Source organism: Jeotgalicoccus coquinae, from assembly GCF_014207425.1.
GTDB lineage: Bacteria > Bacillota > Bacilli > Staphylococcales > Salinicoccaceae > Jeotgalicoccus > Jeotgalicoccus coquinae.
Map to the genome: position 1 here is coordinate 952,124 of NZ_JACHFF010000001.1, position 16,183 is coordinate 968,306.

The 16,183-nt window shown below is 41.8% G+C and carries 16 protein-coding genes; 5 read left to right on the forward strand and 11 right to left on the reverse strand.

What is annotated here, in order from left to right; all coding sequences use genetic code 11:
* Positions 1-168: 168 nt before the first annotated feature.
* The 4 genes from HNR41_RS04720 to HNR41_RS04735 are packed head-to-tail and all read right to left on the reverse strand — an operon-like array spanning position 169 to position 4,223.
* Positions 169-381, reverse strand: coding sequence for a hypothetical protein (locus HNR41_RS04720; RefSeq protein WP_184282222.1), 213 nt, complete (start codon positions 379-381; stop codon positions 169-171).
* Positions 382-422: 41 nt separating this feature from the next.
* Complete coding sequence (locus HNR41_RS04725) at positions 423-1,670, reverse strand: peptidoglycan bridge formation glycyltransferase FemA/FemB family protein (RefSeq protein WP_184282224.1); 1,248 nt, start codon at positions 1,668-1,670, stop codon at positions 423-425.
* Positions 1,671-1,694: 24 nt separating this feature from the next.
* Entirely contained in the window at positions 1,695-2,957 is a 1,263-nt protein-coding gene (locus HNR41_RS04730; protein WP_184282226.1) for an aminoacyltransferase, read from the reverse strand.
* Between the two features lie 15 nt (positions 2,958-2,972).
* Positions 2,973-4,223, reverse strand: coding sequence for an aminoacyltransferase (locus HNR41_RS04735; RefSeq protein ID WP_184282228.1), 1,251 nt, complete (start codon positions 4,221-4,223; stop codon positions 2,973-2,975).
* Between the two features lie 821 nt (positions 4,224-5,044).
* Between HNR41_RS04735 and HNR41_RS04740 the strand changes: the two genes are divergently transcribed.
* The 4 genes from HNR41_RS04740 (at position 5,045) to HNR41_RS04755 (ending at position 8,769) form a co-directional block, all read left to right on the forward strand.
* Positions 5,045-5,638, forward strand: a complete 594-nt coding sequence (locus tag HNR41_RS04740; protein ID WP_081962350.1) for a helix-turn-helix transcriptional regulator — start codon at positions 5,045-5,047, stop codon at positions 5,636-5,638.
* 125 nt (positions 5,639-5,763) lie between these two features.
* Positions 5,764-6,132 (forward strand): ArsR/SmtB family transcription factor, encoded by a 369-nt coding sequence (locus HNR41_RS04745; protein WP_184282230.1) that lies wholly within the window; start codon positions 5,764-5,766, stop codon positions 6,130-6,132.
* Positions 6,125-8,281 carry a heavy metal translocating P-type ATPase gene (locus HNR41_RS04750; protein WP_184282232.1) on the forward strand — a complete coding sequence of 719 codons (2,157 nt, stop codon included), beginning with the start codon at positions 6,125-6,127 and terminating at the stop codon, positions 8,279-8,281. Before HNR41_RS04745 ends, HNR41_RS04750 begins: the two co-directional genes overlap by 8 nt.
* A gap of 140 nt (positions 8,282-8,421) precedes the next feature.
* The gene (locus HNR41_RS04755; protein WP_184282234.1) at positions 8,422-8,769 is read left to right on the forward strand and encodes a c-type cytochrome; all 348 of its coding nucleotides are present in this window, start codon (positions 8,422-8,424) and stop codon (positions 8,767-8,769) included.
* 330 nt (positions 8,770-9,099) lie between these two features.
* On the opposite strand, the gene HNR41_RS04760 is transcribed toward HNR41_RS04755, so the two are convergent.
* From HNR41_RS04760 to HNR41_RS04785, 6 genes are all read right to left on the reverse strand, one after another.
* Positions 9,100-10,830, reverse strand: coding sequence for a GMC family oxidoreductase (locus HNR41_RS04760; protein WP_184282237.1), 1,731 nt, complete (start codon positions 10,828-10,830; stop codon positions 9,100-9,102).
* Between the two features lie 28 nt (positions 10,831-10,858).
* Positions 10,859-11,641 carry a gluconate 2-dehydrogenase subunit 3 family protein gene (locus tag HNR41_RS04765; RefSeq protein ID WP_184282239.1) on the reverse strand — a complete coding sequence of 261 codons (783 nt, stop codon included), beginning with the start codon at positions 11,639-11,641 and terminating at the stop codon, positions 10,859-10,861.
* A gap of 268 nt (positions 11,642-11,909) precedes the next feature.
* Positions 11,910-12,662 carry a hypothetical protein gene (locus HNR41_RS04770; RefSeq protein ID WP_184282241.1) on the reverse strand — a complete coding sequence of 251 codons (753 nt, stop codon included), beginning with the start codon at positions 12,660-12,662 and terminating at the stop codon, positions 11,910-11,912.
* Positions 12,659-13,573, reverse strand: coding sequence for an ABC transporter ATP-binding protein (locus HNR41_RS04775; RefSeq protein ID WP_184282243.1), 915 nt, complete (start codon positions 13,571-13,573; stop codon positions 12,659-12,661). Before HNR41_RS04775 ends, HNR41_RS04770 begins: the two co-directional genes overlap by 4 nt.
* A complete protein-coding gene (locus HNR41_RS04780; protein ID WP_184282245.1) occupies positions 13,566-14,336 on the reverse strand; it encodes a MerR family transcriptional regulator in 771 nt (256 codons plus the stop codon). Before HNR41_RS04780 ends, HNR41_RS04775 begins: the two co-directional genes overlap by 8 nt.
* A gap of 117 nt (positions 14,337-14,453) precedes the next feature.
* Positions 14,454-15,011, reverse strand: coding sequence for a DUF488 family protein (locus tag HNR41_RS04785; RefSeq protein ID WP_184282247.1), 558 nt, complete (start codon positions 15,009-15,011; stop codon positions 14,454-14,456).
* A gap of 147 nt (positions 15,012-15,158) precedes the next feature.
* Between HNR41_RS04785 and HNR41_RS04790 the strand changes: the two genes are divergently transcribed.
* Positions 15,159-15,839 carry a TVP38/TMEM64 family protein gene (locus HNR41_RS04790; protein WP_184282249.1) on the forward strand — a complete coding sequence of 227 codons (681 nt, stop codon included), beginning with the start codon at positions 15,159-15,161 and terminating at the stop codon, positions 15,837-15,839.
* Between the two features lie 76 nt (positions 15,840-15,915).
* Here HNR41_RS04790 and HNR41_RS04795 read toward each other — a convergent pair whose 3' ends face one another.
* Positions 15,916-16,173, reverse strand: coding sequence for a hypothetical protein (locus tag HNR41_RS04795; RefSeq protein ID WP_184282251.1), 258 nt, complete (start codon positions 16,171-16,173; stop codon positions 15,916-15,918).
* Positions 16,174-16,183: the final 10 nt, after the last annotated feature.

Genomic DNA, 16,183 nt, shown 5'->3' on the forward strand with positions numbered 1-16,183 from the left:
GTCACTTCCACAAGTACCCCAGAATTGGCCTCCCGGGTCATTGTCACTTCCACAAGTACCTGGGAATCGTTATGCCGGGTCATTGTGCTGCAAAATCCAATAACTCCCATCCCCGCACCAAACAAAAAAACAGCTGACAGATTATCTGTCAGCTGTTCATCAGGTTATTTACATAAAGAATATATCAAACGTGCCCCTGAGTAAGTAATACAATGCCATTATTTTCAACAGCGGTTTTAAATATGGTTTATTTTCTTCTTTATGGATTTTAATAACGCCGTACGCGATTATCGATGCAAATATGATGTACCAAAATACATAATGATTACTGAGAATACTGAGTACTAATCCAAGAAAATCAACTATTTCTCTCGCTATCATCCAATGGGGCTCCTAACCTCGTTCCTCAGAAATCTATCTCTTTATATCTTTCCGAGTTTTTTCGCTATCGTATATACCGGTTTGTTGAAGACTTTGTCGAACGTCCCCGGCAGCTCTTCGATATACGGTGTAAAGCCGCGTTTGAAGCGGTAAACGCCGTAGTCCTGTGCGTCTTCTGTAAAGTCGCCTGTCAGGCCGAAGAAGTTAAACCGCTTCACGCCTAATTCCTGCGCCTTCTTGATCATTTCCCACGTCGCAAAGTTCGTGCCTTTAAAGAACGACAGTTCCGGATAGCTTCCGCTGAACAGGTACACCATTTCATGGTTGTTGTAGTAATACATTCCTGCAGATAAGTCGAGCTCCGTACCGAATTCCGCTTTGAATTCTTCCATCTTCTGAATGCGCTTATCTTTACTCGCAAGCTGTTCTTTATGTTCGTTCACACGTTTCTTCTCGCGCTTCGTCGCTGTGCCGTTCGCAGTTTTCTCTTCAATCTCTGCAATATTAGCGAGTTCCGCTTCACGTTCTTCTTCGAGCTGAGCCAGATACTTGTCCACATTCACATGCGTCAGCACTAAAAACATACGGTCTTTTAACGTGTGCAGCAGATTTTTAATCTTCTCTGCCGGCACCGGGTCAAAGCCAATGCGTTCTTCGGTCTCTTTATATATATCGATAAACTTATCGTACTCATCTTCATCCAGCAGCTTTAACTCAAGCGGCATCGTTTCCGTCTGACGTGTATTGTAGCGCGTCGTCACATCCATCTGCTTTAAAATGGCATCGAGGGGTTTATCGACATCAATGACTGCCTGATAACGGAGCAGCTCTTCTGTAATCAGTTCTGTCGTAAAGCCGTGATGGTTATAACCCAGATTCTCATACAGTGATACAATCTCCTGGTTATTACGCTCATCGTCTTCAACCACATTACCATCATGGTCCCGCATCTGATACACAGTATACGGCGAATGAATCATCTGCAGGGCACCGTTCTTCTTGGCGTACTTATCAATCTCTTCTAAAAAGAACTTCAATCGCTCATTAGAGAAATCACGCAGCAAAGGCCCCGTGTGTGATGTAAACAGTCTGAATTTCTTCAGTACGGATGTCGCACTTAACAGCGACACACCACCGAGTTCTTCCCCATCATATAACCCGAGCAGATGTGTTTCATTCACCTGTGAAATGTAATCGTAAAACATCTCATCATGGAAATAGTGCATATGCCCGTCATAGGTCTGTACAAATAATCTAAATGCGTCTTCTGTTATTGGTTTTACTTCCATCGCTGGATCAAACCTTTCTGTCTTTTACTTATTCAATCCAAGTTTTGCTTTTACTTTATAGACGTTGTGCTGGAATGGTGCAATGACTTTCACAAAGTCCCCGACCAGCTCTTCAATTTCTGCATTAAATCCGCGTTTAAAACGATAAACACCATAGTCTTCCCCGTCTTCAGAGAAGTCTCCGCTCACCCCGTAGAAGTTATAGCGTGAAATGTTATGTTCGATACAATACTTCATCATCTCCAGGTGCATCTTATACGGTCCGACAAACTGCGGGTACTCAGATGTACTTGCGCCTGAGTTATATACAAGCTCATACGGTGTTTCGAAGTAAATGCCGGCAGCAAGATCCAGCACGTTGCCTTCTTTCTCATGAATGATGCGCGCCTCTTCAAGATCTCCCGTTAAGTTCGAAACCTGTTTTTCCATCTCTTTAATCTTGTTTAATGTCTTGTCATTCTTATTCTCTTTCGCCTGCATTGTCGTAAGACGCTGAGTCACATCATCCAGCTCTTTAGTCAGATTCGCCACATACTTATCGAGTTCGATATAGGCGTAAGGAATGAGCACTTTATCGCCGTATGCTTTCTTAAAGCGTGAGAAGTAGCCCTTCGGATCCGGGTGAGTAAAGAAGCCCTGGCGTTCCGATGTATCGGCGTACAGCTTAACGAACTTATCGATTTCATCAACCTCTAAGAAACGCAGCTCCACACCGTACTTCTGCGCTTTTTTAATATTGCGCTTACGCTGGGAGTCAAATGACTTCACAAGTTCTTTCTCACTCTCAAACGGCGTCATATCCAGAACGCTCATCCAGCGTGCTTGTGACGTCTTAGAGTAACCGCGTGTAAATCCTTCATGACCGTAGCCAAGCGACCCCAGCAGCTCGATTAAGGCGTCCTGCGCCGGGTAATCTTCTTTCTCGACAACATCCTTATCATACTTCTTGTAAATCCAGTTTGGATCGACTTTAACGTAGGAACAGTTATTCTTCTTCAGGTATTCCGTTAACCCTTCAAAATAGAAACGCACCAGCTCAAGATTATGGTAATCGAGTACCGGGCCGCGGTTCGAGTAATAGAAATATTTGCCCATGACTGTCGGCTGCAGTGTAAACAGACAAGCGGCAACGACGTCCCCTGCATCATCCTTAACGCCGAGCAGTTTAACCGTTTCGCCGTTCATTTCACGGTTTGTTTTATTTTCCAGCATCTGGAAGAATGCCGCTTCATGACCTTCCTCTATAAATGCCGCATATTCTTCATCAGTTAATTCTAAAAACTTCATGCGATTCACTCTCTCTTATTTATTACGCAAATTGTTTAATGTGTTGTAGATTTTATATGCAGGACCATTAACCGGTTTGATAAAGTCCCCGATATATTCATTCACGACAGCGTTGAATCCTTTTTTAAACTGAATTACACCGTAGTCCTCAGCATTCTCAGTAAAGTCTCCGCTGATACCGTAGAAGTTGTACTGGTCGATACCCTGCTCCAGGGCGTACTGAATCATTGTCCACTGAATTAAGTAGCTTCCCGCAAAATGACGGAAGTCGTTATCCGTTCCGCCTGACAGGTAAGTCACTTCATGCGGCGTGACTATAAAGTAGGCACTCGACAACGGCAGTTCCTTGCCGTGAGTCTCGAGTAACTGTTTACCCTCCTGAAGCTTCGCATCGATGTTCGACACCTGCTCAGTCAGATTCACCACTTTGTTCTGATTCTTCACGTTCTCCGGATCGCGCTCCAGGGCACGTTCTGCTTTCTCGAGATTCTTCGCCATCTTCTTTTTATCCTGTGCAATGGACGTATTGTAGTCTTCCAGGTCCACGTAGACCATCGGAATCATCACCTGATCTTTAAAGTAGCGTTTACGGTCAATATAGAAACTGTCATCTCTGTCGTAGAACGCCTTCATCTCAGACGTATCCTTCATAAACTTGCGGAAAATATCAATATTATCGATATCCAGATACTTAATATGAAGACCATTCTTCTCCGCCTTTTTAATATTACGCTTACGGAGCGTGTCCATATCATCAAGCACTGTCTTCTTATCCTTACCGGCAAGATCCAGCACTGAATGCCAGCGAACCTGAACAATCGGATCAAAGCCGTTTTTAAATCCATCATGGTGATAACCAAGAGACTTAAAGTTATCAAAGATATAATCGTTGTCCATACTCTCGATAATTTCACCCTCGTGATTCCGCTTATTAATGACTTCATACGGGTCCACACGCAGGTACATGACTTTCTTCGGTTTTAAGAACTTCGTCAGCCCGTCAAAAAATGTTTTAAACACCAATTCGTCGCCGTAGTCGAGTACCGGCCCGCGGTTCGTATATGCATATTTAAATACTTTCATCACAGGCGTCAGCGTCACAAGGCACGCCGCTTTAACCGCGTCGCCGTCTTTGACCCCGACTAAGTAGGTCTCAATACCGCTGTCAGTTTTTAATTTGTAGTTTTGTTCCGTCTGGGTAAAATGACTGAAATGTTTCCCTGTATAGTCATTGAATTCTTCCAGTGTTAACTCTGTAAATTGCATAATGGCACTCCCGTTCATCAATTCTCAATCTCTAACATAGTAACAGATTTCAGCGTGTGTTTCATCTAATTACATAGACGTATCGGCACCAATTCAAACTAAATTCTTTTAAAAGATAAAATTCTCATCACCGGCGCGGGGATGCCTGGTGCGGGATTGGACTTCGCCCGCGCTGGAGGACGACGGCCAATCCCTGTAGTATCCGAAGGACCTTTAAAGTACTATGTGCAAGTCCCGTCGTATTTGAAACCATGTTGAAGTACGACGCCGAAATGACAACGTACTCCAAGCCGCTCTCGAATACGACGGCAAAACACCGTCGTCGGCCAAGCTCTCTTAAAAGACGACAGTGTTTTGCCGTCGTACTCAAAGCTCCATTGAAATACGACACGCATTCATCGTCGTATTTCAGGGCCGGCTAAAGTACGACGGTGCTCCGGTGTAGTATTCAAAATTATTATCTTCCTGAGATTTGGTTATAAAAATCGCAGCCAAAATAAATTAGCCGCGATTATCGTTAAATGCTATTTGTCGAATGCGTTCGTTAGTAATCTCCTTATTGGAGTTAATCACATCAAGTATTAATTTTTGCTGTTCTTTTTAGAGCTTTATACCTTCGAACTCTAAATTCTTAACGACTTGTTTATGGATTTCAGATTCAATAGTTATCATATAAGCCGCCTCCCGGCCTCTCTATTATATCACTTTCATATCCATAAAATTCGCCTATATAGGCGAATCAATTTATTCAATTCGCCTTTTAAAGCGAATTATTATACAATATAGCTATTATATTAAAGGAGCTGATTCTCATAATATCCATGCTGATTTTGGATGTGTCGAACAGTACTAAGGCACCGCCTGAGATATACAACCATCTCTCTCATATAGAACGTAAGCTGCGGGATTTAAACTCAGATGAGAATAAATTATATATGAATTACCGTATGGGCGAAGAGTTGTTTATTTTATCATCACAGCCGCATTACACTATTCTGTTAGCGTTTTATGCGAAATCATTATGGCCTGCTTCGGACTTCCCGTTAAAATGCAGCTTCCATACTGTGGATGACTCTTACCCTGAATACAATCCGGATCGCTGGGATCATCCTTCCATAAAAGCAGTAAGAGAATCGCTTCAAACGATTAAAAAATCGAAAGTACAGGATTTTTCAAGTCCGGATATGCCGAAGGGCATCGAAATTGCGTTAATGTATGCAACTGATATTTTTAGAACCGTGACCCCGCTGCAGCAGGAAGTCATGCAGTACTATTTAACAGGTATTACTCAGAAAGAAATCGCAAAACTGACAAAACGATCTGTGTCGACCATTTCGAAACATGTCCATGCTTCCCGTGTCAAACAGCTGACGGAAATTATTGATTACGTCAGCGAACAATACGAACTGAACTAAAAGTGATAAGTGATGATTAATCGCTTATCACTTTTTTTGAAAACTCATTATAGTATCCACTTGAATAACAAGATAAAACCCTCTACAATTACAATCAAGTAAATATTTGAATATAGAGGTGGACCATGACTAATAAAAACGTATGTGAAGTGTTCTGCTACGACGAAGATAAGGTAGAGAGACTTCAGAAAGAAATAGAAGCTGTCGACATCATGGGTATGTCGCAAATACTGAAAGCCATTGCGGATAAGAACAGAGCAAAGATTACATATATCCTCTGTCAAGATGATGAGTTATGCGTATGTGATATTGCATTGATACTGGATATCACGATCGCGAATACATCCCATCACCTGCGCACCTTATATAAAGAAGGTATCGTGACGTCACGTAAAGAAGGCAAGCTGGTGTTCTACTCGCTGAAAGATCCGAATATTAAACAGCTGATCACCTTTGCACTCATGTCCGGGGAAAGAGTGACGGCCAATGTCTGAAGCGGATAAAACAGTTTACCGTGTACAAGGCTTTTCATGTGCCAACTGTGCGGGCAAGTTTGAAAGTAATGTCCAGAAACTCCCTGCAGTTCACGATGCTAAAGTAAACTTCGGTGCATCAAAGATTTCGGTATACGGTACAGCAACCATAGACGAACTGGAACAGGCAGGCGCATTTGAGAACCTTAAAGTGACTCCGGAAACTAAAAAAGGAGTCACAAGTCAAAACTCAGAGGATAAAAAAGAAGTAGATCCTTTCTATAAAAAACACAGCACACTCCTCTACTCCATTCTTTTAATTGCCTTCGGTTTTATCTCCATGGCAGTCAATGGCAACGATAATATTTTAACGCCGCTGTTGTTTATCGCGTCCATGCTGATCGGCGGCAGCAATATGCTGAAAACAGGATTAATCAATTTAACGAAACTGGATTTTGATATGAGAACGCTGATGACTGTTGCGGTTATCGGTGGTGTCTTAATCGGCGAATGGGCGGAAGTTGCGATTGTTGTCGTGTTATTCGCTATCAGTGAAGCACTCGAACGTTTTTCCATGGAACGTGCCAGAAAATCCATTAGTTCATTAATGGATATCATGCCGAAAGAAGCACTGATCAGAAGAAACGGCCACGCGCAGTTAATCCATGTCGACGACATCCAGGTGAATGACGTGATGATTGTAAAACCAGGTCAGAAGATTGCGATGGACGGAATCATTACATCCGGGCACTCTTCAGTCAATCAGGCCGCCATTACAGGTGAATCACTGCCTGTAGAAAAATCGAATAACGATGAAGTGTTCGCAGGAACACTCAACGAAGAAGGTTTCCTTGAAGTTAAAATTACGAAACTGATTGAAGACACAACGATTTCAAAGATCATCCACCTTGTAGAAGAAGCACAGGGAGAACGTGCACCGGCGCAAGCCTTTGTCGATAAGTTCGCGAAGTACTATACACCGGCTATAATGGTCATTGCACTATTGGTCGCGATTGTTCCTCCACTATTCTTTAATGCAGAATGGTCGACCTGGGTGTATCAGGGACTGGCTGTACTTGTTGTCGGCTGTCCATGTGCATTAGTAATTTCTACACCGATATCCATCGTTTCTGCGATTGGTAATGCGGCAAAACACGGGGTTTTAATTAAAGGCGGTATTCATCTTGAAGAAATGGGCGGCTTAAAAGCCATCGCATTTGATAAGACAGGTACGCTGACTAAGGGTGTCCCTATATTAACGGACTACGAAATCTTAAACAGCGAAACAAACAAAACTGAACTGATGTCAATCATCAGCGCACTGGAAAACCGTTCGCAGCATCCGCTGGCTTCAGCAATTATCAACAAAGCCGACCACATGAATGCGGATTATACTAATATAGTAATCCATAACTTCTCTTCCATTACAGGACGAGGCATTCAGGGTGATATTAATAACGAAACATATTACATCGGCAGCCCGGCTTTATTCACAGAATTAGACACACCAAACTTCACGACAGACGTTCACCATAAAGTAAAAACACTTCAGGAACAGGGTAAAACGGTCATGCTTGCAGGTACAAACAGTAAAGTACTCGCACTGATCGCAGTGGCGGATGAAGTCCGCGAGACGAGTAAACGGGTGATTCAGAAACTGCATGAAGCAGGCATCGATAAGACTGTCATACTGACGGGTGATAACCACAGTACAGCGAAAGCAATATCAGAGCATGTTGGTGTAACGGATGTTCAGTCAGAGCTTATGCCGGAAGATAAATTGAATGTCATTAATAAACTTAAAAAACAGTATAAACATGTGGGTATGGTTGGCGACGGTGTGAACGATGCGCCTGCTTTAGCCGCTTCAACGGTTGGTATTGCGATGGGCGGTGCCGGTACAGATACGGCTCTGGAAACCGCAGATGTTGCTTTAATGGGAGACGATTTGCGTAAGCTGCCTTTCACTGTGAAGCTGAGCAGGAAGACACTCAATATTATTAAAGCGAATATTACGTTCGCCATTGCGATTAAAGTTCTTGCCCTCTTCTTAGTTATCCCGGGATGGCTGACACTGTGGATTGCGATATTATCCGATATGGGCGCAACGATATTAGTAGCATTGAACAGTCTGAGACTGATGAAAGTGAAAGACGAAGAAATTGAATAGATTATAAACAAAAAAGACGCTGTCAGAAAAATCCGGCAGCGTCTTTCTATGAAATTGATTACAAATATTTTTATTATTCATTAACTTTGTGTTGTATTGGGTATATAGTAAGTATTAAAAAATTTTGAGGGGGACTTTTAATGAGTTTAAAGAAATTGTTAATGGTCAGCGGTCTTTCCATGGTGCTCGTTCTCGGCGCTTGCGGCAATGGCGAAGAAGATGGGTCGGAAGAGCCTGCAACAGAAGAAGACAGCAGCGCTTCAAGTGGTGATGCCGATGCTGAAGGTATCGCACAGAGCTCTTGTGCATCGTGTCACGGCTCAGACTTCTCAGGCGGTGCAGGTCCGGCGCTTGCAGGTATGAGTCTCAGCGAAGATGATTTCAATGAAATTGTAAGAAACGGTCAGGGACAGATGCCTGCTTTCAGTGAAGATCAAATCAACGATGAAGAGCTCTCTGCACTTCACACTTACTTCAGCGAACAGTAAAAGAAAGACCGTCCTTTGATATGTTCCCCCTAAAGCAGACACTTTAGGGGGATTTTCTCTTGATATCATTACAAAAGATAATCCTATAAGCTCCTGATTCCTAAACAAAAAAATCGCTGTCAGTCAATCTGGCACCGGTTTTCTTTTACTGCATGCACTGACAAACAAAATCATCATTAACACACTCAATCGTTTCACATAGCTACTCCCTCTCTGATATGAATTCGCTCTGTCACTTATAATATATACGTCTGCATTAACGATGTGTAGAAATAACATTTATATAATAAAAAAACACACGCAAATTTTGCGTGTGTTTATCTATCTACCTTAGTCTTCTAATCTCTGGTTGTTTTTATGATATTTAATTATTCCTTCAGCACAGCGGTATGCTATCGCACCGACTGTTCCTGTCGGGTTGTTTCCTGAGTTGTGTACAAATGTACTGGATCCTGCAACAAACAGGTTGTCACGATCCCAGTGCTGCAGCCAAGTGTTAACTACACTGTTCTCAGGGTCTGTCCCCATTGGAGTACCACCTGAAATATTTGTTGATTGGTAAGGAACAATATCGTATGCACCGATGTCATCATTGGATACATCGATATGTTTTGCACCCATCTTCTCTACAATTTCTTTACATCTCTCTGTCAGATATTTATTTCTTGCATTATCCTGTTCTGTCCAATTATAAGTAAGCATTACTTGTGAATTTCCAAATGCATCCTTATATGTATCATCCAGGTCCAGGTAATGATCTTTATGCGGTCCTGTATGCGCCATTGAATACACTTCTAATGTTCTTGTAAAGTTTTTAATTGATTCTTCTTTGAACTCTTCTCCCCACTCAGGTGTATCTTTACGAACTGTGTTCGATAAAATAGGACGGGCGCCTGTCTGAGTAAAGTGGATTGATCCTCCGTGAATAAAATCCAGACCTTCATGATCAAAGTTGTCACCGTTGAAATCATCCAGAATCATACCAAGTGCACCTGCACCCATAAATGTGTTGAACTGTTCATCAAAGAAACCGGTCGCACCTAAACCAGTCTGGTAACAATAGTTACTTCCGAGTGCCCCTTTTTCTGTTTCAGGATCATATTGTTCCCCGATATCTGAAACTCTGAGCAGTTTATAGTTATTGAATAAGAAGCTCGTTAATACAACAACATCCGCCGGCTGGAAATATTCTTCACGCGTTATAGTGTCTATGAATTTCACACCTGTTACTTTTTTATCATCATCTTTATCAGTAACAATTTCAGTTACGTTTGAATTATAACGAATGTCAAAGTTTCCGGTTTTTTCTGCTGTTTTTAGTACTGTTATGTCAGGTGTTGCTTTTGCATCATATTCACATGCAAAACGTTCACAGAATGCACAGTACTGACATTGATTTAAAACTTCGCCATCAGGGTTTTCATAACTTTGTGACATGTTGGCAGACGGCATCATAATAGGGTGTAAATTCAGCTCATTTGCTGCTTTTTCAAATAATCTTAACGATTTTGTTTTAAGCATTGGCGGGTTTGGATATGGACTGGAACGTTCCTCACCAAGCGGGTTTTCCTCACCGCTGACTCCGGCAGTTTTTTCGAACTTGTCATAGTACTTTTCCATCTCGTCAAATGTAACACCCCAGTCACGATAACGAAGTCCGGAATCTATTCCAAGTTTTTCTTTGCCGTATTTTTCTTCTGTCATTGATTTAATTTCAAAATCATATGGCATGTAACGGTCAGTTTGGCCGTTCCAGTGCGTACCGGCTCCGCCTCGTCCGCTTCCTGGTAAAAATGAACCTAAACGACGCACAGGTAGTGCAAGTTCGTCCCGTTTATTTCTAAACGTTAAAGTTTCAACTGAAGTGTCCTGCATCAGTTCATAACGCTGAGCGTACTTCAATTCATCATGCACATGCTGATAGTCCGTTGTATCACGGTATGCACCGCGCTCTAAACTTTTAACTTTTAATCCTTCTTTTGCTGTTTCTGCAGCAACGATACCGCCTGTCCAGCCGGCACCGATCGTAACAACGTCTACTTTATCTAATTCTTTTACCATTTCATTTTCCTCCTAAATTCTCAACCCGTTAACCAAAATTGGGTATTGGTTCGATATCCTGAAATTCATCAGTATCAATGACATCTAAATAAGAATGCTGGTGTCCCGGGAACTGTTTCATCTTCCAGCCCGCCATATTTCTATTGCCTCTGTAGATCGGGTCTGAATATACCCCTTCTAATGTTGCAGTATGTAATAGTTTAAAGAAGAACCCTGCTGTTGCTGTATTTTTAGGCACATTGAAGTCTACTTCATCTGTTTCAAACGCTTTTAAAATTTCGTCCTGCTGTTTACCGTCCAATTTGGCGAACGACGTGTCGTGTCGCTCTTCTGCTTCTTCCTGCAGTTTTCTGATTCCAAGCATGAAGTATGAAGCACGGTTTAAATTAGACTGGTAACCCTGTGTGCCTTTTCCTTCGTGGAAAGGACCCTGCATATATTCTCTCGAATTATGTCCATATGCACCTGCAAGCTGTCCGTCTAAAAAGTATGCTGCACCGAGTTCTTTTGCACCCGGACCCGCATCTGATTCAGGGAAAATTCTTTCCATAGCCGCTTCAATGATACGGAAATCCTCATCATTGCTGAAGAATACACGTCCCTGATCCGGAATGCCGCCACCGTGATCACTGTGGCCATGTGAGCCGCCGGAACTGTCGGAATCAGCGCTTTCGTTACCTCCACCATTGTCCACTTCATTCATGTTAAAACCAATAAGCCCGCCGAGCAGACTGCCGCCGATAACTCCACCGGTAGCAGCCCCTGTTGTTTTCAAGAAATCACGCCTTGAAAACTGTTTTTCATCCGCCACTTCGTTTACCTCCAAATTTTTTTACAAAAGTATAATACCATGCATAATTATAACATCGTAAGAATAATATTAAAGAGCACATTGTAAAATATAAAGTTAAACTACTATTCGAAATTGTGAAACATTTTTACTGCTGATAAAATCCGGGGCACAGAACAGTTTTTAACTCTGTGCAGTCTTATATTCAAGTATCTCAATTAAAACTGAATCTCAAATACAAACAGACCCGTCCGATGTATTGGACGGGTCTTGCATTATAACTGGTATCTTAATAGTCTATTCTGTTAAATATCCACAAAGCGATTACTGATGGAATGATAATCCATGCCAGAAGTACAGCTGCAGATAATACGAAAGAACCGCTGCCGACTCCGATAAAGTAATTCAGTGCGTTTTCAGGAAATATAACAAGTAAAGGGTCTGATACAACCTCAGGAAACATCTTAATGAGTGCAGGAAGGAACATGACAGCTAATGCAAAAGTAATCCCGCCTGCAGGTGATTGAATATAAAATGTTCCGGCTGCACTTAAGAGCGTATAAAATAAGACCATGACGATAGAACCGATGATGATTTGATAAAGAGCACTTCCTGCAGCACTTAACCCGCTCACACCAATTGCGGATGCAATGAGCTGACTGGTGATAACCAATAATACTGCGACTGTTATACTAATCAGAATGAATAACACAGCCAGGAAAATGATTTTAGAAATAAAGTATTTCCTGCGGTTCGGAGTGATTGCTAAATTTGTATGCACTGCGCCTGCAGCCAGATCTTTCGAAATAAACATCGCTGTAAATATAATCAGCATAATCGTTGTCACATCTATCCCGAGAAATGAAATATCAATCATTTCCATAAAAGTCAGATCCGTGAACGCTCTGCCCTGAGTAATGTTAATAGTGAACAGAAAAATGGCTCCGAACACGATGCTAAGAACTACCGTCATCATTAAAAAATTCCGGTAGGCCGGCAGGTATAATATCTTTTTAAAATTTGATTTAATAAGGTTCATCATTTATTTTCAGCCCCTTGTGATACATAATCTGCTTTGCCGGAAGTGATTTCCGTAAATAATTCCTCCAGGGAAGGTTTCACACTCTTAAGCTCATGAAGCGTCAGCTGCTGTTCCAGAGCCAGTCTGCCAATTTCTTTTGCTTCAAGATTTCGCACTTCAAAGCCTGCATCCTTTCGTTTGATGACTGCTTGTTTTTCTTCGAGCGCTTTTTTCATTTTTTCCAGATTGTCCGCTTCCACATAGACATATGAGCTTAAACTCTTTTCATTCATTTCTTCCATAGTCATATCCGCAAGCAATTTACCCTGACCGATAATAACAACCCGGTCGGCGACTGCCTGGATTTCACTCATTAAATGACTCGAAACAACTACAGCTTTCCCTTCTTCTGCAAGCTCTTTGAACAGCTTTCTAAGCCATTTAATGCCGTCTACATCCAGTCCGTTGAATGGCTCGTCCAAAATAATCGCAGCCGGATTACTAAGCAGTGCTGTGGCAACACCGAGCCGCTGCTTCATGCCGAGGGAAAAAGATTTCAGCTTGTTATCTTTCGCATTATCCAGTCCCGTGATTTGCAGCATGTCATCCACTCTGTCTGAATTGATATTTGCCGCTTCAGCTATAATAGATAAGTGTTGTTTTGCCGTGAAATTCTTATCTAAAGCTGATGGATCGATAAGGGTACCAACTTGTTTAAATGGTTCCTGATAATCTTTATATTTATTCCCATTAATCAGTACATCACCAGCAGTCGGATTGACGAGAGATATAATCATTTTCATCGTTGTCGATTTGCCTGATCCATTGGGACCGAGAAGTCCTGTGACCACACCTGGTTTAAACGTCAAGCTTAGACCGTCCACTGCAGTTTTATCCCCGTATACTTTTGTCAGATTCTCCAGTTTAATCATGTACATCACCCTTTGTCAGATAATAATTATGTGCATCCTCTATGAAATCATTGGAAAAGTTGTATAAAAAGAGATCTTCCTCCGGCCACTTAGCACTGTCTTCCAGCCCTTTTTCAAATACTGCGGCAGCATCGGGGTCTTCAGCTGTGACGCTTTTTGTGAAATCATCCCACTTCCTGCCAAATTGAAGCCTGATTTGACTATTCTCATCTGTACTATTCAACTTATAAGAGGCCGCTTCCAAAATAAGCTGTTTCCACTGCCAGTAAATTTCAATAATCTCGTTGTAATCATCGTACTTATCATTAAATAATTCTTCTGTTTCTTCATCGAATTCAACATTTGCATAATCAAGAATGGTTTGCTTATTCAGCCCGAGTACAAGTTCCGTGAAAGGTTCCAGGTCCTGATTCGGATCAGTCTCAAGCACATTATTCACTGCCTGGATAATTGTCAGCCTTAATTTGATATCCATCTCCTGCTGAAACAGGATATCTGCCTGGCTTTGTAATATATTTTTTATATCAGCGACATCGTCAAAATTAATCAGGTTAGTTTTAATCTCTTTCAATGAAAAACCAAGGCGTTTATAAAATAAGATTTGCTGAAGCGTCATTAAATCGTTTTTTGAATAATATCTGATATTTTTCTTTACATCTCTATTGGCCTTAAGCAAATCGATTTTATCGTAATATTGAATCGTTCTGATCGTTGCCCCGGATAATCTGGATAGCTCACCAACTGTATACATTTTTTCATGCATGGCTTTTCACCTCTATCTTGATTAAATCATATTACGTAACGTCATGTGCAAGTGTTTCCCGCTAATTTTATTCTTTCAAAAAGAGCGTCCGGTTTCCCCGGACGCTCCATAGTACAATCATTTCGTTGTTTTTTTAGGATATACAACTTCTCCATCATCTTCTATAATCGGCATGGCGCCCCACTGCCCCAGCTTATGCGGTACTATTTCTATTTCTTCTTTATTATTCACTATTATATGATCTACATCCACATCGTGTGCGGCCAACCAGTTGCTGATAATTAAACGATGGCATCTGGATGGATGACGTTCAGCACATAAAATAGCCACTGTCTTTTTTCCGGCATCTTCCATCAACGAATTGATACCTTGTTTGAACTCATCAGTCAGCGTATAATCTGCATAATTATGGAATGATTGATTTTTCCAGCCTTCATTTAAAGAGACTCCTACAGTCCCTGATGGTTGTCTTCGTCCGCCCAGCAGCTTATTATGAAGGTAATTTATATCATTATTTTCCAGCCATTCCTGAAATGATTGCCGGTTGTATTGCGGGTGTCTTTTACTGTTAGGAAATGTGCGCACATCAGTCACCTGTGTGACATCTGCGGTTTGTAACATTTCCAGAAATTTATCCAGTGAATAATCAAAATGTCCTACAGTATAAATACGCATAAAATCGCTGCCCCCTATAGTTTTAAATCACCAAATTTATAAGATAAAATCCATTCCCTTTTATTAAGGTCTCTGTTCAAGTTAAAGTGAGTGTATCATCCGATAAAATTAAGTTTTTAATAAAATGTCCAGGAAAGAGGAAACATAATGAGTTCAGAAAAATATTCTACAGATGCTTTCTCTCCCCGTTCAATAGTTTCCCTATTAACCTCAGTAATATTCATAGGCGTATTGATATGGTTGAGTTTTAATGTAAATATCCCGGAACCTGAAGTGCTGAGAGAGATGATTCAAGGATATGGCTGGGCTGGCTGGCTGGTTTTTATCGGCATTACAGCCCTGATTGCCATTACACCGATTCCTGTCACTATCCCGGCCTTAGTTGCAGGTTCTCTATACGGTGTTATAGCCGGCAGTCTGTTTTCCTTTACAGGCGTACTGATCGGCTCCTGGATTGGGTACTGGTTAGCCAGACTTACCGGTCAAGACCTGACATTCAAACTCCTTGGCCGCCATGGAACAACGGTTAAAAAGTATTTGGGTAACGCAGGCTTCTTAGCCATGTGTACAGCAAGACTGATGCCCGGCTTACCATACTGGCCGGTCAATTACGGTGCAGGTGCATTAGGCGTCAGTCAATATGCCTTTTTGTCAGCAACCTTTATTGCTTCCATACCGGGACAAATTTCACTTGTCGCCCTCGGTGCCTTCGCAGTCAATCAGTCTCTCTTTAACGGCATCATCCTGGTCACTGCCTGGATTACGGTACTCGCAGCTACCTGGATATCCTACCGTTACTGGAGAAGCACACGCAACCGGAGTAGATAACTGCTTATGATACGCTTTACCACTTAATATTTTATTAAATAAGCGCCCGGCTCACTCACCGGACGCTTCATCTATTTTACATAAACAATATGCTCACTAAAAATATTCCAACCACGTTCACCAGTATTGCCGACAGGCTGAGTTTCTTCGCTCTGCCTTCTCCGGTTTGCGTTATTAAGAGTATAACCACGCTTAATATCGCGAGACCGATGGCAATATAATACGGCAGACCGATCGGTGACAGGTAAATATTACCCACGTCGTTCGCGGCAATCGTCGTAATCAGATAGATTAAGTTCAGTATTGATAAAATAAGCACCAAAATCCGCATCATATCACTCCTC